Genomic DNA, 22,120 nt, shown 5'->3' with positions numbered 1-22,120 from the left:
TCCTCGAAGGGCTCGGACGCCTTCGTCCGAGGGAGGTGCGGGAGTGCGGGGTCAGGTGACCGCGCCGCTCGCCTTCAGGGCGAGGACGCGGTCCCAGTCGTAGCCGAGCTCGGCGAGGATCTCCTCGGTCTGCGCGGCGAACTCGGGTGCGGGGCCGAGGCGGGTGTCCTCGACGTCGAACTGGACGGGGCTGGCGACGAGTTCGAGGTCACCGGCCTGTCCTAGGTAGCCGTTGGCGCGGGCCTGGGAGTCGGCCGCGGCCTGGAGGGTGTCCTGGACGGGGGCCCAGGGGCCGTCGAGGACGGCGAACCGCTCGGACCACTCGGCGAGGGTGCCGCCGGCGATGATCTCCCGGAGGATCTTCACCGCCTCCTCGGTGTGTTCGGCGATGGACTCACCGGTCGCGAACCGGGGGTCCTCGGCGAGGTCCGGCCGGCCCAGGCAGCGGCACACTCCCGGCCAGAACCGCACCGGCTGGAGCATGACGAAGGAGATGTAGCGGTCGTCGGCCGTCCGGTAGAGGCCGGAGAGCGGGTTGCGGGGCGAACCGTGGGCGCTGGGCCGGACGCCTTCCCAGGCCCGCTCCAGGTGCAGGGAGAGCCCGATGGCGTGGCCCATCGCCCACAGGCCGCTGCCGAACAGGGAGACGTCGACCACCGCCGTCTCCCCGGTGCGTTCGCGGCGCAGCAGCGCGGCCGCGACGCCGCCGGCCAGGTTGGTGCCGGAGATGGTGTCGCCGTAGGCCGGTCCGGGCGGGCTGATCAGGCCCTCGGTGCCGGGCGGGGTGATGCTGGCGGCGGTGCCGGCGCGGGCCCAGAAGGCGGTCATGTCGTAGCCGCCCTTGTCCGCCTCGGGGCCGCGCGGGCCCAGGGCGCTGCCCCGGGCGTAGACGACGCGGGGGTTGACGGCGCGGATGTCGTCGACGTCGATCCCGAGGCGGGTCCGGGAGGCGGGCATGAAGCTGGTGAGGAACACGTCGGCGTCCTTGGCCAGTTCGTACAGCACCTCGCGGCCCTCGGGCCTGGCGATGTCGAGGCCGATGGACCGTTTGCCGCGGTTGGCGTGCGCGACGTTGGGGTTGGGGTCGCCCTCGACCCTGAAGGTGCCGGTCTGGCGCAGTCCGCGCTGCGGGTCGCCGTTCACGGCGTGCTCGACCTTGACGACGTCCGCGCCCCAGTCGGCGAGCACGGCTCCGGCCGAGGGCACGAATCCGTACATCGCGACTTCGAGGACCCGGATGCCCTCCAGTGGCCTCATGCCTGCTCCAGGGGTACGACGACCCGGGCGAAGGACTTCTCCTCCAGGAACTCCTCGAATCCGGAACGCCCGCTCTCGCGGCCCACGCCCGACTGCTTGTAGCCGCCGAAGGGCACGTCCGCGCCGAAGTAGTTGCCGCCGTTGATGGAGAAGGTGCCGGTGCGGATGCGCCGGGCCAGGCGGATGGCGCGCTCCTCGTCGGCGCTGTGCACGGCGCCGGACAGGCCGTAGCGGGAGTTGTTGGCGATCCGGACCGCGTCGTCCTCGTCGTCGAAGGGGATCACCGCGAGGACCGGGCCGAAGACCTCCTCCTGGGCGATCTCGCTGTCCGGGTCGACGTTCGCGAGGAGGGTGGGTTCGTAGAAGTAGCCCGGCTCGATCCGGTTGCCGCCCCGGACGAGGGTCGCGCCCGCCGCCACGGCCCGCCGCACCATGCCGTCGACCTTGTCGCGCTGCTGCTCGCTGATCAGCGGACCCATGGTGGTCTTGGCGTCGGTCGGGTCGCCGACGTTCACGCGTGCCATGCCCGCGGCGACCAACTGCACGATCCGGTCGTGGTGTTCACGCGGTACGAGCAGGCGTGAGGTGAGCGCGCAGCCCTGGCCGGAGTGGGAGCAGATGGTGAACGCGGCGAACATGCCGGCCTTCACGAAGTCCGCGTCCTCCAGGACGATCATCGCCGACTTGCCGCCGAGTTCGAGGAAGACCCGCTTGACGGAGTCCGCGGCCGCGGCCATGATCCGGCGGCCGGTGGTGGTGGCGCCGGTGAAGGTGACCACGTCGACGTCGGGGTGGGTGGTGAGCAGCTCGCCGACCTCGGGGCGCGAGGAGCTGAGCACGTTGATCACGCCGGGGGGTATGTCGGTGTGCTCGGCGATGAGTTCACCGAGCGCGAGGGTGGTGAGCGGGGTCTGCGGGGCGCCCTTGAGAACGACGGTGCAGCCCGCGGCGAGAGCGGGGGCGATCTTGGCGAGGGCCAGCTGGTTGGGGTAGTTGTACGGCAGGATCGCGGCGACGACGCCCGCCGCCTCCTTCTCCACCCAGCGCTGGTGGCGCTGGCCGCGCGACTCGATCTCACCGAGGTCCTCGGCGAACTCGTAGGTCTCCAGCAGGTCGGCGTAGAAGTTCACGATGCCGATGGGCTCGTCGAGCTGTGGTCCGTGGGTGAGCTGGCGGGGGGCGCCGACCTCGGCGATGGTCAGTTCGCGCAGTTCCTCGCGGTGCTCGTCGAGGGCCCGGTGGAGCCCGCGCAGGCAGCGCACCCGCAGGTCCCGGTCCGTGGACCAGTCGGTGGTGTCGAAGGCGCGGCGGGCGGCGGCGACGGCGGCCTCGGCGTTGGCGGTCGTGCCGTCGGGGGCGTGGCCGAGGAGTTCACCGGTGGCGGGGTTGTGGGTGGGGAACGTGGTGTCGGCGGTGACGAGTTTGCCGTCGATCAGCTGGGACCTGCCGGCGGGCGCGCTCACAGCCGCACCAGCGATCCGCCGTCCACGGCGAGCACCTGCCCGGTGACCCAGGACGCGTCGTCGGAGAGCAGGAACAGCAGCGCACCCGCCTGGTCCGCTGGGGTACCCATGCGCTTGAGGGGGAAGGACTGCACCATGGCCTTGCGGTATTCCTCCGGGATGATGTCGCGGGCCGCCTCGGTGTCCGTCGGTCCGGGTGCGATGGCGTTGACGCGGATGCCGCGCGGGCCGAGTTCGGCGGCCAGCGAGATGGTGAGGTGGTTGATGCCGGCCTTGGCGAGTCCGTAGAAGCCGGTGGCCTGCCAGGCGGCGGTGGAGGACTGGTTGACGATCGCCGCGCCCTCCTTCAGGTGCGGCAGCACCGCGCGGGTGACGTGCAGGGCACCGAGCAGGTTCACCTTCAGGAACCGGTCCAGGTAGTCGTAGTCGACGGTGACGACGCCCTCGCGGCGCATCCCGTGGAAGATCGCCGCGTTGTTGACGAGGTGGTCGATCCTGCCGTACTCGCCCATCACGGTGGCCGCGAGCCGCTCGGCGGAGGAGGGGTCCGCCACGTCGACTCCGACGAAGAGCGCGTCGCCGAGGTCCTTGGCGACGCGGGTGCCCTGCTCCTCGTTCAGGTCCGCCACCACGACCCGCGCGCCCTCGGCGGCCAGTGCCCTGGCGTATCCCTCGCCGATGCCCTGGCCGGCCCCGGTGACGATCACCACCCTGTTCTGCAAGCGCATCCCAGCCTCCTTGCTCGGTTGGGCTGGAAACTACATTCTCACTTTGCGCGAATCAAGGACTCGAACACGAGAATCTCATACTCTTCACTTCCCGCCCCACACCGATGAGAATATGATTCTCGCAAACGAAAGGGGCGTTTTCATGATCGACTCCAAGGCGGTGAGCCCGTCGCTCGGCGTGGAGTTCACCGGCGTGGCGGACCCGCTCGACGACACCTTCGTGCATCGCTGCGTCGAGGCGCTCAAGTGGCGCGGTGTGCTGGTCGTGCGCGGGCTGCACCTCGACGACGCGCAGCAGCTGGCGTTCAGCCGACGGCTCGGCGAGGTGGTCGCGCTGCGCGGTCAGGAGATCTTCCCCATCTCGATCAACCCGGAGAAGAGCACCAGCGCCAGGTACCTCAAGGGCGCCTTCTTCTGGCACCTGGACGGCACCAGCGACGACGTGCCCGTCAGGGCGACCACCCTGACCGCCCGGCACGTGGCCACGGTGGGCGGCGGCACGGACTTCGCCAGTACCTACGCCGCGTACGAGAACCTGCCGGACAAGGACCGCGAACGCTACGAGACCCTGCGGGTGGTGCACACCTTCGAGGCGGCGCAGCGGCTGGTGACCCCGGACCCCACGCCAACGGAGCTGGCCGGCTGGCGCACCCAGCCCGCCCACGAGATGTCCCTGGTGTGGCGGCGCCGGGACGGCCGCCGTTCCCTGGTCGCCGGAGCCACCGCCGACCACGTCGTCGGAATGGACCCCGAGGAGAGCCGTGCCCTCCTCGACGACCTGCTCGACTGGACCACCCAGCAGCGGTTCCGCTACACCCACGACTGGGAGGTCGGCGACCTGGTCGTGTGGGACAACACCGGGATCCTGCACCGGGCGCTGCCCTACGACGAGAGCTCCGAGCGGCTGCTGCACCGGACCACCGTCGTGGGTGACGAGGCCTTCGCATGACCGGGGCAGCCCCCGTCCCGGTGCGCACGGCGGTCGTCACGGGCGGCGCCTCCGGCATCGGCCTGGCCGTGGCCCGCCGGCTCGCCGCCGACGGGCTGAAGGTCGCCGTACTGGACCTCGTCCCGGCGCCGGAGGCCTACGGGCTCACCGTCGACGTCACCGACCGGGCCCAGGTCGACAAGGCGATGGACGCGGTGCGCGAGCGTCTCGGCCCGGTCTCCGTGCTCGTCAACGCGGCCGGCAAGGACGGCTTCACGCGCTTCGGCGACCTGTCCTTCGCCGACTGGCAGCGGGTCGTCGACATCAATCTGAACGGTGTCTTCCACTGCGTGCAGTCGGCGCTGCCGGACATGTGGGAGGGGCACTGGGGCCGCATCGTGAACATCTCCTCCTCCAGTACCCACTCGGGGCAGCCGTTCATGGCGCACTACGTCGCCGCCAAGTCCGCGGTGAACGGGCTGACCAAGTCCCTCGCACTGGAGCTGGGCCCGCGGGGCATCACCGTCAACGCGATCCCGCCCGGCTTCGTCGACACCCCGATGCTGCGCACCGCGGAGCGCGAACAGCGCCTCGGCGGCACCGTCGAGGACCACGTCGCGCGCACCCCCGTCCGCCGCGTGGGCCGCCCCGAGGACATCGCGGCGACCTGTTCCTTCCTGGTGAGCGAGGAGGCCGGCTACATCACCGGCCAGATCATCGGCGTGAACGGGGGCCGCAACACGTGACGAGGCTGCCGCCCGTACCGTACGAGGACTGGGACGCCGAGGTCCTGCGGCCGCTGACGGGCGGCCGCACCATACCACCCTCCAACGCGCTCGGCCTGCTGCTGAACCATCCGCGCCTGGCCAGGGCGTTCCTGACCTTCAGCACCCAACTGGTCTACCGCGGCACGCTCCCGGACCGGATGCGCGAACTGGCGGTCCTGCGGGTCGCCTGGCGCAACCGCTGCCGTTACGAGTGGGCGCACCACGTACCGATGGCGCGGGCGGCGGGGGTCACGGACGAGGAGGTGGAAGGGGTGCGCCGGGGCGCGGACACCCTGGTGAACCGGGCGGTGGACGAACTGGACACCGCCTCCTCGCTCTCGGACGCGCTGTACGCGGAACTGGCGAAGGAACTCGACGAACCGCAGTTGATGGAGTTCGTGTTCGTCGTCGGCGCGTACCGCCTCCAGGCCATGGCGTACAACACCTTCGGGGTGGAACCGGATGCCGGTACGGACGACGCGGGGATGGCGGGCGAGGGATGAGTACACGGCATCCCCGGGATCCGGAGCGGCGCCTGCGGGTCGTGCAGTGGGCCACCGGGAACATCGGTTCGCGCTCGCTGCGTGCCGTCGTCGACCATCCGCGCATGGCTCTGGCCGGTGTGTACGTCAGCGGTCCGGACAAGGCCGGCCGGGACGCCGGCGAGCTGTGCGGAAGCGGTCCGACCGGGGTCGTCACCACGTGCGACCCCGACGAGATACTCGCGCTGGGCGCCGACTGCGTGCTCTACATGCCCCGCGCGACCGACCCCGGCGAGTTGTGCGCCCTGCTGGCGTCCGGTGCGAACGTGGTGACCACGGCGGGCGGCTTCCACCACCCGCCTGGTCTGGATCCCGGACTGAGGCTCCGCATCGAGGAGGCCTGCGCGCGGGGCGGCACGTCACTGCACGCCACGGGGAGCAGTCCGGGTTTCATCACCGAGGCCGTACCGCTCGTCCTGGCCTCCGTGCAGCGGCGGCTGGAGAAGCTGACCGTCCACGAGTACGCCGATCTGTCGCGACGGAACTCTCCGGGGCTGCTCTTCGACGTGATGGGCTTCGGAGAGACACCGGCCGGCGCCTTCGACGAAGGCCGCCTGGCACACGTCCGGTCGGGTTTCGGGCCGTCCCTGCGGCTGGTGGCCGACGCTCTGGGCCTGCCCCTCGAATCCGTCGAGGCCCGGGGCCGGACCGCCACCGCCGTGCGCACGACCGCCATCGCCGCCGGCGTGCTGCGCGCGGGGACGGTGGCCGCGCAGCGGGTCACACTCTCCGGCCGGCACGGCGGGCGCACGCTGCTGGAGTTCGACGCGACCTGGTACTGCACCACGGAGCTGGACGTGGACTGGGACCTGCGTGCCACCGGCTGGCATCTGACGGTCGACGGCGACACGCCCCTGGACATCGACATGCGGTTCCCGGTGCCGCTGGAGCGGCTCGCCGCCGTCTCCCCCGGATACACCGCACACCGGGCGGTCAACGCCGTCCCCGCGGTCTGCGCGGCCGCACCCGGTATCCGTACCACCGTGGACCTCCCCCTGTTCACCGCGGTACTCGGCTGAGGCCGGGGCCGGGAGGGGGCCCGGACCCCCTCCCGTTCAGGACCGCCGCAGACGGCTCTTCATCTCGTCCAGCCCGGTCAGGATCGGACGGCCGTCCACGCTCAGGGCGTTGCCGTGCCCGGTCTGGTGGATGTCGAAGACGGACTGGAGGGCGGCGTAGAAGCCCTGGACGTCGAGGGTCTGGTTGACGGCGCGCTTGGCCTGGCGGAGTCCGAACGACGGCATCCGCGCTATCCGCCGGGCCAGTTCGTCCGTCGCGGGACCGAGTTCGGCCGGCGGGACGACCCTGTTGACCATGCCGGCCTGTTCGGCCTCGTGCGCGGTCAGGGGGCGACCGGTGAAGAGGATCTCCTTGGCCTTCCGGGGCCCCAGCTCCCAGGTGTGGCCGTGGTACTCGACCCCACCGATGCCCATGTGGACCACCGGGTCGGAGAACTCCGCGTTCTCCGCGGCCACGATCAGGTCGCACGGCCAGCACAGCATCAGCCCGGCGGCGATGCACTTGCCCTGGACGGCCGCGATGGTGGGCTTCGGGATGTTGCGCCATTTCAGCGAGTACTCGAGGTACCGGCGCGTCTCGACGTCGTAGATCCACTCCAGGGTGATCTCGCCGGGCCCCGGCCAGCGGTCCTTCAGGTCGTGGCCCGCGGAGAAGTGCCGGCCGTTCGCCCTGAGCACGACCACCTTCACCGCCTCGTCCCGGGCGGCGCGCGTCCAGGCGGCGTCGAGGTCGTCGAGGAGCGCCATGGTCTGGGCGTTGGCGGCCTCGGGGCGGTTCAGGGTGATCGTCGCGATGCCGTCCTCGGCGTCGTACAGGATCTGCTCCATGGCGGGTGTCCTCTATCGCGGGAGGCCGAGGATGCGCTCGGCGACGATGTTGCGCTGGATCTCGCTGGTGCCGCCCGCGATGGTGCCGGCGAAACTGCGCGCGTACCGCTCGAACCAGCTGGCGATGAACGCCTCGTTGTTCATGTGGTGGTAGGGCCCGGTGCGGGCGGGGTGCGGCAGGGCGTCGGTGCCGTGGGCCTCCAGGGCGTGCAGCGAGGCCGACTGGACGGCCTCGGAGCCGAGCAGCTTGAGGACGGACAGCTCGGCGGGGTCCCGGTCCGGGCCGAGTTGCCGGTAGCCGAGCAGCCGCAGCGCCTGGAGGTCCATGAGGAGGGTGGCGTACCACTCCTGGCCGGCGCCGACGTCGGCGGCGTCCTGCACCAGGTCCTCCAGGCGTTCGGCGAACGACAGCCACAGCAGGGTGCGTTCGTGCCCCAGGGAGCCGTTGGCCACCCGCCAGCCCTCGTTCAGCGGCCCGACGAGGTTCTCCCGCGGTACCCGGACGTCCGTGAGGAACACCTCGTTGAAGTCGAGGTCGTCCTCGGCGGCGATCGAGCCGAAGGGACGCCGTACGACGCCCTCGGCGGCCGTGGGGATCAGCAGGGCACTGATGCCCTGGTGCCTGGGTGCGTCGGGGTCCGTGCGCACGAAGGCGAGCAGGACGTCGGCGTCGTGGGCGCCGGAGGTCCAGATCTTCTGGCCGTCGACGGTGAAGGTGCCGCCGTCGAGAACCGCCCGGGTGCGCAGGGAGGCCAGGTCGGAGCCGGCCTCGGGCTCGCTCATCCCGAGCGCCGCGGTGATCTCGGCGCGCAGGATCGGCACCGCCCAGCGGCGCTTCTGCTCCGCGGTGCCGAAGGTGATCAGCGACGCGGCGATGATCCCCAGACCCTGCGGGTTGAAGCTGTGGTAGATCCGGCGGTGCGCCAACTCCTCCAGATGCGCGAGCTGTTGCGGCAGCGTGGCGTCGCGGCCCCCGAACTCCGCCGGCTGGCCGGGCAGCAGCCAGCCCGCGTCGAACAGGGTGCGCTGCCAGCGGCGCGCCCAGTCGGGGACGTGGGCACTGGAGCGGGAGCGTTCCCGCGCCTCGGCCTCCGCGGGCAGGTGGGCGTCCAGGAAGGCGGCGAACTCGGCACGGAATGCGTCCACTTCGGGATCGTCGGCGAGTCTCATGAGGCCAGCAGGGCCTTCCTGTGCGCGGACGCGGTGCCGAGCAGCAGGTCGCAGGCCTGGGCTCGCTTCAGGTGGTGCTGGAGTTCGTTCTCCCAGGTGAAGCCCATGGCTCCGAAGAGCTGCAAGCCGTGCCGGAAGACCACCCGCTGGCATTCCCCCGCCGCGGCCTTGGCCATGTGGGCGGCCCGGGTGCGTCGGGGGTCGTCCTCCGCGATGGTCAGGGCGGAGAAGTGGGTCAGGGCGCGGGCCCGTTCGATCGCCACGTGCATGTCGGCGGCCTTGTGCTTGACGGCCTGGAAGGAGCCGAGCGGGCGGCCGAACTGCACCCGCCGCCTCACATGCTCCAGGCTCAGGTCGAGGATCCGGCGGCAGGCGCCGACCGCGGTGGCCGCGAGCCCGGTCAGCGCCAGGTCGGGCACGCCTTCGGCGAGGGCGCCGGTCTCGACCTCGGCCACGTGCAGGTTCGCGTCGAGCACGGGTACCCGGCGCGCGGCCAGTTCGGCGCCGGGTACGACGACCACGCCGTCCGGCGTGAGCAGCGCGACCTCGTCGGCCCGGTCGGCGTCCAGGACGTACCGCCCGGTGCCGTCGAAGACCGCGGTGCCACTGCCGTCCGGCAGCCGGCCGGTCAGCGGGGCGAACCAGGTGGCCGTGGCCAGGAACGGGGTCGGGTCGGCCGCATAGCCCAACTCCTCCAGGATCAGGGTGAGTTCGAACGGCGGCGCCTCCAGCCAGCCGAGCCGGCGGTAGGTGCTCCACTGCTGGTCCCCGGGCCGGTCGCGCACCTTGGCGACCGTCTCGCGCACCGTGCGCCGCAGCAGTTGCTGGTCCTCGTCGAGTTCGAACTCCACGCCCGCCTCCGCCCTGTCCGTACCCGGTGGCCGCACACCGAGCGTGAGCCCGGATCGGCGAGAATATCATTCTCGCTCTGCGAAAGTAATACTCTTGTTTCTTACGGAGTGCGATTCGGTAGGGGGAGCGCCCCTCCTTTTCACATACGTGGAGTACCGTTCTGCTCATGAGTGCCGTCCCCGCAGAACCGGTCGAGACCCCCGAGCCCGCCTGGCGGCAGCGCGCCGTCGAGCGGTCCACCCGGGCCGCGAAGCTCCGCGCCGAACAGCGCGTCCAGCGGTTCCTCGACGCCGCCCAGGAGCTGATCGCCGACAAGGGCACCACCGACTTCACCGTGCAGGAGGTCGTGGAACGCTCCCGGCAGTCGTTGCGCAGCTTCTACCAGCACTTCGACGGCAAGCACGAGCTGCTGCTCGCGCTCTTCGAGGACGCGCTCTCGAAGTCGGCGGCCGAGATCCGGGAGCGGGCCGCCGCGGGGCGGGACCCGCTGGACCGGCTGAAGATCGCGGTCGACCTGCTGTACGCCTCCTCCACTCCGCGGGCCGGCCAGCAGTCCCCGCTCTTCACCGACTTCGCGATCCAGCTGCTGGTCACCCACCCGGACCAGGTGGCCTCCGCCCACCTGCCGCTGCTCGCCTACTTCACGGAGCTGGTCGAGGAGTCGGTGGAGGCGGGCCAGGCCGTGACCGCGAAGCCCCGGCGCACCGCGTCCCTGATCATGCAGACGGCGATGTTCACGGCACAGGCCCCCGCGGCACCGGTCGGCGCCCACCCCTCCCCCATCACCGCCGAGGAGGTCTGGGCGTTCTGCCTGGGCGGACTCAGGGGGCCCGGCGCCGCGCAGAGCCCGGCCGCGGCGGCACCGGACCAGGGAGCGCCCGCCGCGAAGGCGACCACGCCGACACGCAAGGCGACCGAGGCGACACCCAGGACGGCCCCGGCGAAGAAGGCCACGGCCACGCCGCAGAAGCGGGCTGCCGCCGCGAAGAAGGCCGCTCCGGCGAAGAAGGCCGCCACGAAGGCCACCACGAAGGCCACCACCTCGAAGGCCACCCGCTCACCGTCCTGACACGGCCGGACCAGGACCTCCGCGGGTTCGTCCGCGGGGGCCCCTCGTCGTGCCGCGGGCCCCCGCCGCGCCCCGGGCCACAACCTTCTGCCGCCCGGACCGGCGCGCGGCCCCTGTCGTGCCGGTCCTCACCTCCCGCCTTCTTCCGTCGGCCCTCGCGCCCCCTTCCGTCACCCGCTGAGCCTCGCCGCCGGTTCCCCGGCAGAGCCTGAGCTCGATGTCCCGGCCCTCTTGACGGACCCTTTCGGTCTGACCTTTGATATGTCTCGCCATCAGCCGCCGGCAGAGGGGTTCCCCGCCGTGGACTTCGAGCTGACCGAGGATCAGGAGACGATCCGCAAGGCCGTGACCGGTCTCCTGCGCGATTTCGACGACCGCTACTGGATGGAGAAGGACCGCGACCACGTCTTCCCCCAGGAGTTCTACGACGCCGTCGCGGGCGGCGGCTGGCTGGGCCTCACGATTCCGGAGGCGTACGGAGGCCATGGCCTCGGCATCACCGAGGCGACCCTGCTGCTGGAGGAGGTCGCCCGCTGCGGCGGGATGAACGCGGCCAGCGCCATCCACATGTCGGTCTTCGGCATGCACCCCGTCGTCGTGCACGGCTCCGAGGAGTTGAAGCGGCGCACCCTGCCCCGGATCGCGGACGGTGACCTGCACGTCTGCTTCGGGGTCACGGAACCGGGCGCGGGCCTGGACACCTCGCGCATCACGACGTACGCCCGCCGGGACGGCGATCACTATGTCGTCAGCGGCCGCAAGGTGTGGATCTCCAAGGCGATGGAGTCCGAGAAGATCCTGCTGCTGACCCGGACGTCGAAGGCCGACGAGGTGGCCAGGCGGACGGACGGAATGACGCTGTTCCTCACCGACCTCGACCGTGCCCGGGTCGACATCCGCCCGATCCCCAAGATGGGCCGCAACGCCGTCACGTCGAACGAGCTGTTCATCGACGAGCTGCGGGTACCGGTCGAGGACCGGGTCGGCGAGGAGGGGCAGGGTTTCCGCCACCTCCTCGACGGCCTGAACCCCGAGCGGATGCTGATCGCCGCCGAGGCGCTCGGCATCGGCCGGGTTGCCCTTGACCGGGCGGTGCGGTACGGGCGGGAGCGGGAGGTCTTCGGCAGGCCGATCGGCATGAACCAGGGGATCCAGTTCCCGCTGGCCGACTCCCTCGCCCGGCTCGACGCGGCCGAGCTGGTGCTGCGCAAGGCCACCTGGCTCTACGACCGGGGCCGGTCCTGCGCCCGCGAGGCGAACACCGCCAAGTACCTGTGCGCGGACGCCGGTTTCACCGCCGCCGACCGGGCGCTGCAGACCCACGGCGGCATGGGCTACTCCGAGGAGTACCCGGTCGCCCGCTACTTCCGCGAGGCACGGCTGATGCGGATCGCGCCCGTCAGCCAGGAGATGGTCCTGAACTATCTGGGCTCGCACACGCTGGGCCTGCCCAGGAGCTACTGAGGAGCTGGGGATGACCGACCGTACGGATCTGTTCGACCTCACGGGGCGCTCGGCACTGGTGACCGGCGCCGCGGGCGGTATCGGCTCGGCGGTGGCCGAGGCGCTGGCCCGGGCCGGGGCGGCGGTGCTCGTGACCGACGTCGACGAGACGGCCGCCGCGGCCGTCGCCGGGAAGCTCTCGGCCGCCGGGCTGACCGCCGACAGCACCGGACTCGACGTGACCGACCGGGCGAGCGCCGACGCCGCGGTGTCCCGGGCGGCCGCACTCGCCGACGGCACCCTGCACATCCTGGTCAACAACGCCGGGGTCACCGCGCCCGCCATGTTCGCCGAGATGGAGGCGGACGCCTTCCGGCGGCTCCTGGACATCCACGTGCTGGGCAGCTTCCACTGCGCCCGGGCCGCCTTGCCCCACCTGCCGGAGGACGGGCGCGGGCGGGTCATCAACGTCACCTCGTCGGCCGGGATCGTGGGCACCCTCGGGCAGGTCAACTACTCCGCGGCCAAGGCGGGGATCATCGGTCTCACCAAGTCGCTGGCGCGCGAACTGGCCCGCCGGCGCATCCTGGTGAACGCCCTCGCCCCCCTGGCCGCCACCCCGATGACGGAGACCATCCGGACCAACCCGAAGTTCGCCGCCCAGATGCTGGCCAGGATCCCGCTCGGGCGGTGGGCGGAGCCCGCGGAGGTCGCGGGAGCCTTCGTCTTCCTCGCCTCCGACGCGGCCTCCTTCATCACCGGTCAGGTGCTGCCGGTCGACGGGGGCATGGTCATGTGACAGCCCCGGGCGTCCCGTGCCCGAAGGCGTCGGACGTGCCGGCGGCGGAGTTCCGCGAGCGGATCCTGGAGATCGGGCCGGGGCGCGGCGGCGGGGCCTTCGTGCACCGGCCCGGACGCGAGTCCCCGGCGAACACCGTGCGGTTGGCGCTGCGCGTCCGGCGGATCCGGCCGGAGGCGCTGCACGAGACCCGGGAGGCGATCGAGCCGACGTGCGCCGGCCCGACGCGGTGGCGCGGGCGGGCGACAACGAGCTGCTCATCGGGTTCATGAGCGCACTCCCGCAGTCGATCCGCACGGCCACGAACCTGCAGCAGTCCACGGGAGCGGACATCCGTCAGGTCACCGCGCGGCCGCACGCCCGGATCACCGACGCGATCCGGGCCGGACGAGAATCTCATTCTCATATTCGCGCAACACCATTGACAGTTACGGACTGACCTTTAATAGCATCGCTGGCATGAGCGAGGTGAGTCCCGTACTGACCCTGGCCGCCGACGGCGACGTCCGCATCGTCACCCTGAACCGTCCGGAGCGTCTCAACGGCGTCTCCGAGGAACTCCACCGCAGGCTGTCCGAGGTGTGGCGCGAGCTGGCGGACGACACGAAGGCCCGTGCCGTCGTCCTCACCGGCGCCGGCCGGGCGTTCAGCGCGGGCGGCGACTTCGATCACCTGCGCCGCCATCATGACGATCCCGAACTGCGCGAGCGGTCGATCCGCCTCGACCGGATCATCCAGACGGAGCTGATCCGTTTCCCGCTGCCCGTCGTCGCGGCCGTCAACGGCCCCGCGGTCGGGCTCGGCTGCTCCCTGGCGCTGGGCTGCGACCTGGTCCTGATGGCCGAGGACGCCTACCTCGCCGACCCGCATGTCTCGGTCGGCCTGGTGGCGGGCGACGGCGGGGTCACCCTGTGGCCGCTGCTGACGAGCCTGCTCCGGGTCAAGGAGTACCTGTTCACCGGGGACCGTGTCCCGGCCGCCACCGCGGTCGGGCTCGGCCTCTCCAACCGGGTCGTGCCCGCCGCCGAGCTGATGCCCGAGGCGCTGGCGCTCGCGCACCGGCTCGCCGCGCAGCCCGCGGAGGCGCTGCGCGCGACGAAGGCGGCACTGGCCGCGGTGGTCGAGCAGGTCTCGCGCGGCGGCATGGAAGCGGCACTCCTGGCGGAGCGGTCCACGATGACCAGCCCCGACCACATCCGCATCATCGGCGACCTCGCCGCCCGCACCGGCCGCCGCCCGGCCGCCCCCGAGGAGGACTGAGTGTGCGGCCCGAGGAATTCACGCTCGTCCGTGACCTGCTCCGGACGTTCGCGACCCAGCACGCCGTCGGCTCGGCCGACGAGGTCGAGCCCCGGTCCCGCGCCGCGGCGCAGGAGGAGCTGGACGGACTGGGCCTCGCCGGACTGCGCGGTACCGCCCTGCCCGCCGCCACCGTCCAGGAGTGCGCCCTGCTCGCCGAGGAGCACGGCCGGCTGCCGCTGACCACCTCGCTGCTGGGCACCACCCTGCTGGCTCCGGAGTTGCTGCGCCTCCTCGGTGCCGACGGGCACGAGACGCGGTTCACGGTGGCCCTCGCCTCCGACCTGCGGCTCCCCGGCCCCGGCGCACCGGACCTGCGGGCCTGGGACTGCGACGGAGCCGGCGCGGCACTGTACGCCGACACCGAGGGGAACGTGACCCGCGCCCGGCTCGGGCCGCCGGCACCCACCGCCGACCTGCTGCGCAGCGTGCGGCAGGCCTCCGCGGTGGGCGCGCCCCTGGGCCGGCTCGGGCCGCAGGACCGACAGCGCTGGCAGGCGTACGCGCTGGTGGTCGTGGCGAGCGAACTCGTCGGTGCGGCAGGCTCGTTCGTGGAGCAGAGCGTGGCGTACGCGCGTGACCGCCGGCAGTACGGCCGGCGGATCGGCTCCTTCCAGGCCGTCCAGCATCTGCTCGCCGACGCGACCGTGCTGGTGGCGGCCGGGACCAGCGCCACCCGGTACGCCGCCTGGTGCGTGGACCAGGAGCCGCCGGACCGGGCGCTCGCGGCGGCCCGCGCGGCCAAGGCGGAGGTCAACACCTCGGCCGTGGAGGCGGTGTACGCCGGGATGCAGGTGTTCGGCGGGATCGCCCAGACCTGGGAGCACCTCGCCCACCTGTATCTGCGCAAGGTGCTCGTGGGCGCCACCGTGCTGGCCACCACGGCGGACCTGCTGCCCGCCCTCGCCGTGCCGGAGGTGACCCGATGACCGAGGGCCCCCTCGACTTCGGCGACCCGGCGGACCTGGAACGGCTGCGGCGGGACTTCCGCGCCTGGCTGGCCGGCCATCCGCTGCCCGCACGACGGCCGGACGAGCCGGTCCCCGCCTTCCTGCACCGCTGGCACCGCATCCTGCACTCCGGCGGCTGGGTCGGCCTCGACGTGCCGCGGGAGTACGGCGGGCGTGGCCTCACACCGCTTCATCAGGTGGCCGTCAGTGACGAGTTGGGGGCCCGCGGCGCCCCCGGCGTACCCCGGATCGGCTATCTCGCCCACGCCCTGCTGGAGTTCGGCGACGAGGAGCAGCGCCGACGCCTGCTGCCCCGGATGCTCTCCGGCGACGACGTCTGGTGCCAGGGCTTCAGCGAGCCGGGCGCGGGCTCGGACCTGGCCGGCATGAGCACCCGCGCCGAACGCCGGCAGGACGGCGGGTATCTCGTCAACGGGCAGAAACTGTGGACGAGTTACGCCCAGTACTCCGACCTCTGTCTGCTCCTGGCCCGCACCGGCCGTACGGCGTCCGCGCACACCTCCATCTCGGCGTTCGCCGTGCCGCTGGACCGGCCCGGCGTGACCGTGCGACCGCTGCGCGCGGCCAGCGGCGACGCGGAGTTCTGCGAGCTGTTCCTCGACGACGTCCGCGTCGAGGAGTCCGAGCGGGTCGGCGCCGAGGGCGACGGCTGGCCACTGGCGATGACGACGGTGTCGTACGAACGCAACGCGCTCGACACCGGGCACCTGTCGAAGTACGGGCTGCTCGTCGAGCGGCTGCGCCGCACCGCGTACGACCGGCGCGGGAACCTGCCGGACGGGCTCCTCACCCGGATCGGACAGTGTGTGGTCGACTACCAGGTCCTCGTCGCCCACGCCCGGCGCCGTACCGCGCAGCGGCTGGCCGGCCAGGCCGCCGGACCGGACTCGTCGGTCGACAAACTGCTGATGACCCGCGCCGAGCAACGCCTCTACGAGACCGCGCTGTCGGTGTTCCCGGAAGAGCTCCACGCGGAGGGCGGCGAGGTGTTCGGTGACTACCTGTACTCCCGGGCCGCCTCCGTCTACGGGGGAACCTCCCAGATCCAGCGCAACATCATCGCCAAGCGGCTGCTCGGCCTGCCGGCCGACGACCGCGCCTGAACAACGGAGCCCGCCGATGCGACACGACCAGGAGTTCCGCAGCATCCCGAACGTGATCAGGATCGCCGCCCGGCGGTTCGGCGACGCCCCGGCGATCGTGGACGGTGCGGTGCGGCTGACCTTCCGCGAGCTGGAGGAGCGGATGGTCCAGGCGGTGCGCGGGGCGCTCGCGCTGGGCATCGGACCCGGTGACCGGGTGGGCCTGTGCGCGCCGAACTGCGTGGAATGGATCGTCGCGGCCCTCGGCATCCAGGGCGCCGGAGGTGTCCTCGTCCCCCTCAACACCCGCTTCAAGGCCCGGGAGACCTCCTACATCCTGCGCAGGTCGGGTGCCCGAGCCCTGTTCGCGGCGGCCTCCTTCCTCGGCACCGACTACATCGGCGACCTGCGCCGGGAGGACCCCGGGCTGCCCGCGCTCGCCACCGCCGTCTCGCTCCTCGGGCCGCCGGGGGCGGCCACCCTGGGCTGGCAGGACTTCCTCGACGCGGGAGCGGGGACGCCACCCCCGGCCGCGCACGCCTCGATCGACCGGATCGCCCCGGACGACCTGTCCGACGTGATGTTCACCTCCGGCACCACCGGCCACCCCAAGGGCGTGCAGCTCACCCACGGACAGTCCCTGCGGGCGTACGGCTGGATGTCCACGGAGTACACCTTCGACGCCTCCGACACCTTCCTGGTCATCCCGCCGTTCTTCCACTGCTTCGGCTACAAGGCGGGCTGGCTCGCCTCCCTGATGCACGGGGTGACGGTGGTCCCGATGGCCGTCTTCGACGCGGAACGGGCCCTGCGGGTCATCGCCGACGAACGGGTCAGCATCCTCCTCGGCCCGCCCACCATCTTCCACGACCTCCTGGGCCACCCCGGCCGGCCGGCGTACGACCTGTCCTCGCTCCGGGTGTCCATGACGGGCGGCACCACGGTGCCGGAGGCCCTGATCCGCGCCATGAAGAAGGAGCTGACCTTCGACATCGTGCTGAGCGCCTACGGGCTGACCGAGTCGAGCGCGCTGGTGACCAGCACCCGCGTCGGCGACCCGGAGGAGACGGTGGCCCGCACCACCGGCCGGGCCGTGCCCGACGTCGAGGTCCGCATCGCCGACGACGACGGCCGGGACGTCGCTCCGGGCCAGGACGGGGAGATCCTGGTGCGCGGCTACAACGTCACCCGCGGCTACTGGGACGACCCCGAGGCCACCGCCGCCGTGATCGACCCCGAGGGCTGGCTGCACACCGGCGACCTCGGCCGCCTCGACGCGGACGGCAACCTCGCCGTCGTCGACCGCAAGAAGGAGATGTTCATCGTCGGCGGCTTCAACGCCTATCCCGCCGAGATCGAGAAACTGCTGCTCGGCTGTGCGGCGATCGCGCAGGTCGCGGTGGTCGGCGTCCCCGACGAGCGGCTCGGCGAGGTCGGGTGCGCCTTCGTCGTGCCGACGCCGGGGGCGGACACGACCGAGCGCGAGATCATCGCCTGGGCCAGGGAGCACATGGCCAACTTCAAGGTCCCCCGCCGGGTCCGCTTCGTGGACGGACTCCCGCGCAACGCGAGCCAGAAGATCCTCAAGCACGAACTGCGCGCCCGGCTCGGGGAGTTCTGAGATGGACGGACCGCTGACCGGTGTCACGGTCGTGACCCTGGAGCAGGCCGTCTCGGCCCCCATGTGCACGCGCACGCTCGGCGACTTCGGCGCCCGCGTCATCAAGGTGGAGAACCCCGGGGGCGGTGACTTCGCCCGCCACTACGACGACGTCGTGGGCGGACTGGCGGCGCACTTCGTGTGGGCGAACCGAGGCAAGGAGTCGGTGGCCCTGAACCTCAAGTCGCAGGCCGGCCTCGCGGTCCTGCACCGGCTGCTGGACCGGGCCGACGTGCTCGTCTCCAACCTCACCCCCGGCACCACCGCCAGACTCGGGCTCTCCCCGGCCGACCTGGAGGTACGGCACCCCGCGCTGATCCCCGTCGAGATCGACGGGTACGGCCCCGGCGGCCCGCTCTCCCACAAGCGCGCCTACGACATGCTGGTCCAGGCGGAGTCGGGTGCCTGCTCGGTGACGGGTCGTCCCGGCGCCCCGGCGAAACCCGGCCCGCCGGTGGCCGACGTGTGCAGCGGGCTGTACGCGGCGCTCTCGGTCCTGGCGTTGCTGTACGGCAGGGGCCGGGGTGGTCCGCCGTCGTCCGTGGCGGTCAGCATGTTCGACACCATGGCCGAGCTGATGGGGTACCCGCTCACCTACACCCTGCACTCGGGGATCGAGCAGCAGCCGCTCGGCATGGGCTCGCCCGCCGTCGCGCCGTACGGCGCCTACCCCACCGGCGACGGGCAGACCGTCGTCCTCGGCACCACCAACGACGCCGAATGGCAGCGACTGGCACGGGAGTTGCTGGGCCGTCCGGACCTGGCGGACGACGCGCGGTTCCGAACGAACGCCGGCCGGGTCGAGCACCGCGCACCGCTGGACGAGGCGATCGGCGCCTGGTGCGGGCGGCACGACCTGGCATACGTCCAGGCCCGCGCGGACGCCGCCGGGATCGGCAACGCCCGCTACAACACGGCGAAGGACGTCCTCGCCCATGAGCAGCTCACGGCCCGGGAGCGCTGGCGGGAGATCGGCACGCCGTCCGGGCCGGTGCCCGCGCTGCTGCCGCCGCCCGTGATCGCCGGATACGACCCGCCGATGGGCAGCGTGCCCGCGCTCGGCGAGCACACCGACGCCGTGCTGGCCGAACTGGGCTTCGCGGCGCCGGACATCGCCGCGCTGCGCGAGCGGGGAGCGGTGCGGTGACCGTGCTGCTGGCGAGCGACGCCGCGGACGGCGTACGGACGCTGACGTTGAACCGCCCCGGCCGCAGAAACGCCATCGACGCCGAGCTGTGGGACGCGCTGGCGGCGGCTCTGCGGGAGGCCGGTGCCGACCGTGCCGTCCGGGCGCTGGTCCTCACCGGGGCGGGCGGGGCGTTCTGCTCCGGTGCCGACATCTCCCGGCCTCTGACCGACCGGCATCCGCTGCACCGGATGCGGACCCTCAGTGAAGTGACGCTGCTGCTGCACGAGTTGCCCTTCCCGACCGTCGCCAAGGTGACCGGGGTGGCGGTGGGCGCGGGCTGGAACCTGGCGCTCGGCTGCGACCTGGTGGTGGCCACCCCCGAGGCGCGGTTCTCCCAGATCTTCGCGCGGCGCGGCCTGTCGCTCGACTGCGGCGGCTCATGGCTGCTGCCGAGGCTCGTCGGACTCCAGCAGGCCAAGCGGCTCGCCCTGCTGGCGGAGACGATCGACGCCGAAGAGGCGCGGGCGCTGAACCTGGTGACCTGGGTGGTGGCCGCCGACAGGGTGGACGCCTTCGTCGACGACCTGACGGCGCGGCTGGCGTCCGGCGCGCCGGTCGCGCTCGCACAGACCAAGGCGCTGCTCGACGAGGGCGCCGACCGGACCCTGCGAGACGCGCTGGCGAACGAGGCACGCGCACAGGCGGTCAACTTCGCCACCGCCGACGTGTGGGAGGCGTACACCGCGTTCGCCGACCGACGAGAGCCGCTGTTCACCGGCCGCTGGGCGGTGCCGAGACGAACGGAGAGCGATACATGACGCGGGAAGCGGTGATCGCGGCGGCGGTCCGTACGGCCGTCGGCAGACGGAACGGCGGACTGGCCGGCATTCATCCGGCGGACCTGTCCGGGGCGGTGCTGGCAGCGCTCGCCGACCGCTCCGGGATCGATCCGGCGGTCGTCGACGACGTGATCTGGGGGTGCGTGTCCCAGGTCGGCGACCAGTCGAGCAACATCGGCCGCTATGCGGTGCTGGCGGCGGGCTGGCCCGAGAGCATCCCGGGGACGACGGTCAACCGGGCGTGCGGGTCGAGTCAGCAGGCGATGGAGTTCGCGGTCCAGGCGGTGCTGTCGGGGCGGCAGGACGTGGTCGTGGCGGGTGGCGTCGAGGTCATGAGCCGGGTGCCGCTGGGCTCGGCGAAGGCGGGCGGCATGCCGTACGGTCCCCAAGTCGGCGCCCGTTACCAGGACTTCTCCTTCAACCAGGGCGTCTCGGCGGAGCTGATCGCACAGAAGTGGGGCTTCACGCGGGAGCGGCTCGACGGGTACGCCGCGCTGTCGCACGAGCGGGCCGCGGCCGCGCAGGACGGCGGGGCCTTCGACGGGCAGATCGTGCCCGTGGCCGGGGTAGCGGCGGACGAGGGCGTCCGGCGCGGCACCAGTGTGCGGACGCTGGCGGGGCTCAGGCCCTCCTTCCAGGAGGACGGTGTCCTGCACGCCGGGAACGCCTCGCAGATCTCCGACGGCGCGGCGGCCCTGCTGGTCACCACCCCGGAGCGGGCCCGTGCGCTGGGCCTGACCCCTCTCGTGCGGTTCCGGGCGGGCGTGGTCGTCGGCTCCGATCCGGTGCTGATGCTGACCGGACCCGTCCCGGCGACCGAGAAGGTGCTCCGGACAGCCGGGGTGGCGTTGTCGGAGGTCGGGGTGTTCGAGGTGAACGAGGCCTTCGCGCCCGTCCCGCTGGCCTGGCTCGCCGAGACCGGCGCGGACCCCGGGCGCCTCAACCCGCTCGGCGGCGCGATCGCGCTCGGTCATCCGCTCGGCGCGTCCGGGGCGGTCCTGATGACGCGGATGATCCATCACATGCGCGCCCGCGGGATCCGCTACGGCCTGCAGACCATGTGCGAGGGCGGCGGCACGGCCAACGCCACCCTCGTCGAACTCGCGGAATGACAGGGGCGGACGGCATGCGGCGGGATGTCTTCACCGACGACCACGAGGCGTTTCGGGGACTGGTGCGGGAACTCGTGGCGAAGGAGGTGGTGCCGCACTACGGCGAGTGGGAGAAGGCGGGGCGGGTACCCCGCGACTTCTTCACGACGCTCGGCTCGCTGGGCCTGCTGGGCATGGCGGTCCCGGAGCGGTACGGCGGGGGCGGGCGGCCCGACTACCGCTACAACGTCGTCCTCCAGGAGGAGGCCGCCGCCGCCCTGGTCACCCTGGGCACCGTACGCACCCAACTCGACGTCGTACTGCCCTACTTCCTCGCCTACGCGAACGAGGAGCAGCGCGAGCGCTGGTTCCCCGGGCTGGCGTCCGGGCGGCTGCTGACCGCGATCGCGATGACCGAGCCGGGTACCGGTTCCGACCTCGCCGGCATCCGGACGACCGCCGTGCGCGACGGCGACAGCTATGTCCTCAACGGCGCCAAGACCTTCATCACCGGCGGGCTGCTGGCCGACCTGGTGATCGTGGTGGCGCGTACGGCGAGCGATCCGGGTGACCGGCGGGCGGGGCTGACCCTGCTCGTCGTGGCGGACGGCATGCCCGGGTTCACGCGCGGCCGGGTGCTGGACAAGATGGGCATCAAGGTGCAGGACACGGTCGAGCTGGCCTTCGACGACGTGCGGGTGCCGGTGGCCGACCGGCTCGGTGAGGAGGGCGCGGCCTTCCGGTACCTGGGCCACAACCTCCCGCAGGAGCGGATGACGGTCGCGGTCGGCTCGGTGGCACAGGCACGGGCGGCTCTGGACACGACGATCGCCTACGTCAAGGAACGCGAGGTGTTCGGCTCGCCGGTCGCCGCCTTCCAGAACACCAAGTTCGAACTGGCCGCCGTCGCCACCGAGATCGAGGCGGCGCAGGCCCTGCTGGACCGGGCCGTCCTGGAGCTGGTCGACGGCCGGCTCTCCGGCGCCGACGCGGCGAAGGTGAAGCTGTTCTGCACCGAGGCACAGGCCCGGGCCGTGGACCGATGTCTTCAACTCTTCGGCGGATACGGCTACATGCTGGAGTATCCGATCGCCCGGCTGTACGCGGACGCCCGCATCACCCGGATCTACGCGGGGACGAGTGAGGTCATGAAGGTCATCATCGCCAAGTCACTGGGGTTGTGA

General features: G+C 72.2%; 22 protein-coding genes. 16 read left to right on the top strand and 6 right to left on the bottom strand.

The window, feature by feature from the left end; translation table 11 throughout:
- Positions 1-51: 51 nt before the first annotated feature.
- Genes IEZ11_RS39495 through IEZ11_RS39485 form a run of 3 tightly spaced genes read right to left on the bottom strand, consistent with a single transcriptional unit; the run spans position 52 to position 3,448 of the window.
- Positions 52-1,257: a CaiB/BaiF CoA transferase family protein gene (locus IEZ11_RS39495; protein ID WP_189267853.1), complete on the bottom strand. Its 1,206-nt coding sequence runs from the start codon at positions 1,255-1,257 to the stop codon at positions 52-54.
- Positions 1,254-2,720 (bottom strand): aldehyde dehydrogenase family protein, encoded by a 1,467-nt coding sequence (locus IEZ11_RS39490; RefSeq protein ID WP_229713639.1) that lies wholly within the window; start codon positions 2,718-2,720, stop codon positions 1,254-1,256. Before IEZ11_RS39490 ends, IEZ11_RS39495 begins: the two co-directional genes overlap by 4 nt.
- A complete protein-coding gene (locus IEZ11_RS39485; RefSeq protein ID WP_189267852.1) occupies positions 2,717-3,448 on the bottom strand; it encodes an SDR family oxidoreductase in 732 nt (243 codons plus the stop codon). Before IEZ11_RS39485 ends, IEZ11_RS39490 begins: the two co-directional genes overlap by 4 nt.
- A gap of 142 nt (positions 3,449-3,590) precedes the next feature.
- On the opposite strand from IEZ11_RS39485, the gene IEZ11_RS39480 reads away from it, so the two are divergent.
- The 4 genes from IEZ11_RS39480 to IEZ11_RS39465 are packed head-to-tail and all read left to right on the top strand — an operon-like array spanning position 3,591 to position 6,704.
- The gene (locus IEZ11_RS39480; protein WP_189267851.1) at positions 3,591-4,397 is read left to right on the top strand and encodes a TauD/TfdA dioxygenase family protein; all 807 of its coding nucleotides are present in this window, start codon (positions 3,591-3,593) and stop codon (positions 4,395-4,397) included.
- Complete coding sequence (locus IEZ11_RS39475; protein WP_229713638.1) at positions 4,394-5,122, top strand: SDR family NAD(P)-dependent oxidoreductase; 729 nt, start codon at positions 4,394-4,396, stop codon at positions 5,120-5,122. The genes IEZ11_RS39480 and IEZ11_RS39475 overlap by 4 nt, the downstream gene beginning before the upstream one ends.
- Positions 5,119-5,646: a carboxymuconolactone decarboxylase family protein gene (locus tag IEZ11_RS39470; protein ID WP_189267850.1), complete on the top strand. Its 528-nt coding sequence runs from the start codon at positions 5,119-5,121 to the stop codon at positions 5,644-5,646. The genes IEZ11_RS39475 and IEZ11_RS39470 overlap by 4 nt, the downstream gene beginning before the upstream one ends.
- Complete coding sequence (locus IEZ11_RS39465) at positions 5,643-6,704, top strand: NAD(P)H-dependent amine dehydrogenase family protein (RefSeq protein ID WP_189267849.1); 1,062 nt, start codon at positions 5,643-5,645, stop codon at positions 6,702-6,704. The genes IEZ11_RS39470 and IEZ11_RS39465 overlap by 4 nt, the downstream gene beginning before the upstream one ends.
- 36 nt (positions 6,705-6,740) lie before the next feature.
- On the opposite strand, the gene IEZ11_RS39460 is transcribed toward IEZ11_RS39465, so the two are convergent.
- From IEZ11_RS39460 to IEZ11_RS39450, 3 genes are read right to left on the bottom strand one after another with little or no spacing between them, the layout of a single operon-like run.
- On the bottom strand, positions 6,741-7,532 hold the full coding sequence (locus IEZ11_RS39460) for an enoyl-CoA hydratase (RefSeq protein ID WP_189267848.1): 792 nt from the start codon (positions 7,530-7,532) through the stop codon (positions 6,741-6,743).
- 12 nt (positions 7,533-7,544) lie between these two features.
- Positions 7,545-8,678, bottom strand: coding sequence for an acyl-CoA dehydrogenase family protein (locus IEZ11_RS39455; protein WP_229713637.1), 1,134 nt, complete (start codon positions 8,676-8,678; stop codon positions 7,545-7,547).
- Positions 8,679-8,698: 20 nt separating this feature from the next.
- Positions 8,699-9,553 (bottom strand): acyl-CoA dehydrogenase family protein, encoded by an 855-nt coding sequence (locus IEZ11_RS39450; protein ID WP_189267846.1) that lies wholly within the window; start codon positions 9,551-9,553, stop codon positions 8,699-8,701.
- Positions 9,554-9,720: 167 nt separating this feature from the next.
- On the opposite strand from IEZ11_RS39450, the gene IEZ11_RS39445 reads away from it, so the two are divergent.
- The 12 genes from IEZ11_RS39445 (at position 9,721) to IEZ11_RS39390 (ending at position 22,120) form a co-directional block, all read left to right on the top strand.
- Positions 9,721-10,623 (top strand): TetR/AcrR family transcriptional regulator, encoded by a 903-nt coding sequence (locus tag IEZ11_RS39445; RefSeq protein WP_189267845.1) that lies wholly within the window; start codon positions 9,721-9,723, stop codon positions 10,621-10,623.
- A gap of 300 nt (positions 10,624-10,923) precedes the next feature.
- Complete coding sequence (locus IEZ11_RS39440) at positions 10,924-12,087, top strand: acyl-CoA dehydrogenase family protein (protein ID WP_189267844.1); 1,164 nt, start codon at positions 10,924-10,926, stop codon at positions 12,085-12,087.
- Positions 12,088-12,097: 10 nt separating this feature from the next.
- Entirely contained in the window at positions 12,098-12,865 is a 768-nt protein-coding gene (locus IEZ11_RS39435; RefSeq protein WP_189267843.1) for an SDR family oxidoreductase, read from the top strand.
- A gap of 35 nt (positions 12,866-12,900) precedes the next feature.
- A complete protein-coding gene (locus tag IEZ11_RS51430) occupies positions 12,901-13,137 on the top strand; it encodes a hypothetical protein (protein WP_229713636.1) in 237 nt (78 codons plus the stop codon).
- A gap of 187 nt (positions 13,138-13,324) precedes the next feature.
- Positions 13,325-14,125 (top strand): enoyl-CoA hydratase/isomerase family protein, encoded by an 801-nt coding sequence (locus tag IEZ11_RS39425; RefSeq protein WP_189267842.1) that lies wholly within the window; start codon positions 13,325-13,327, stop codon positions 14,123-14,125.
- Between the two features lie 2 nt (positions 14,126-14,127).
- Positions 14,128-15,093 carry an acyl-CoA dehydrogenase family protein gene (locus tag IEZ11_RS39420; protein WP_189267841.1) on the top strand — a complete coding sequence of 322 codons (966 nt, stop codon included), beginning with the start codon at positions 14,128-14,130 and terminating at the stop codon, positions 15,091-15,093.
- Complete coding sequence (locus IEZ11_RS39415) at positions 15,090-16,238, top strand: acyl-CoA dehydrogenase family protein (protein ID WP_189267840.1); 1,149 nt, start codon at positions 15,090-15,092, stop codon at positions 16,236-16,238. The genes IEZ11_RS39420 and IEZ11_RS39415 overlap by 4 nt, the downstream gene beginning before the upstream one ends.
- A gap of 16 nt (positions 16,239-16,254) precedes the next feature.
- Positions 16,255-17,838, top strand: coding sequence for a FadD3 family acyl-CoA ligase (locus IEZ11_RS39410; RefSeq protein ID WP_189267839.1), 1,584 nt, complete (start codon positions 16,255-16,257; stop codon positions 17,836-17,838).
- 1 nt (position 17,839) lies between these two features.
- A complete protein-coding gene (locus IEZ11_RS39405; protein ID WP_189267838.1) occupies positions 17,840-19,024 on the top strand; it encodes a CaiB/BaiF CoA transferase family protein in 1,185 nt (394 codons plus the stop codon).
- Positions 19,021-19,824 (top strand): enoyl-CoA hydratase/isomerase family protein, encoded by an 804-nt coding sequence (locus IEZ11_RS39400; protein WP_229713635.1) that lies wholly within the window; start codon positions 19,021-19,023, stop codon positions 19,822-19,824. The genes IEZ11_RS39405 and IEZ11_RS39400 overlap by 4 nt, the downstream gene beginning before the upstream one ends.
- The gene (locus IEZ11_RS39395) at positions 19,821-20,957 is read left to right on the top strand and encodes a thiolase family protein (protein ID WP_189267837.1); all 1,137 of its coding nucleotides are present in this window, start codon (positions 19,821-19,823) and stop codon (positions 20,955-20,957) included. The genes IEZ11_RS39400 and IEZ11_RS39395 overlap by 4 nt, the downstream gene beginning before the upstream one ends.
- Positions 20,958-20,971: 14 nt before the next feature.
- Complete coding sequence (locus tag IEZ11_RS39390) at positions 20,972-22,120, top strand: acyl-CoA dehydrogenase family protein (protein ID WP_189267925.1); 1,149 nt, start codon at positions 20,972-20,974, stop codon at positions 22,118-22,120.

Origin of the sequence: Streptomyces fuscichromogenes (assembly GCF_014645815.1) — a bacterium.
Classification (GTDB): Bacteria; Actinomycetota; Actinomycetes; order Streptomycetales; family Streptomycetaceae; genus Streptomyces; species Streptomyces fuscichromogenes.
The sequence above is the reverse complement of the archived record's forward strand: the minus strand, read 5'-3'. Positions and strand labels throughout refer to the sequence as shown.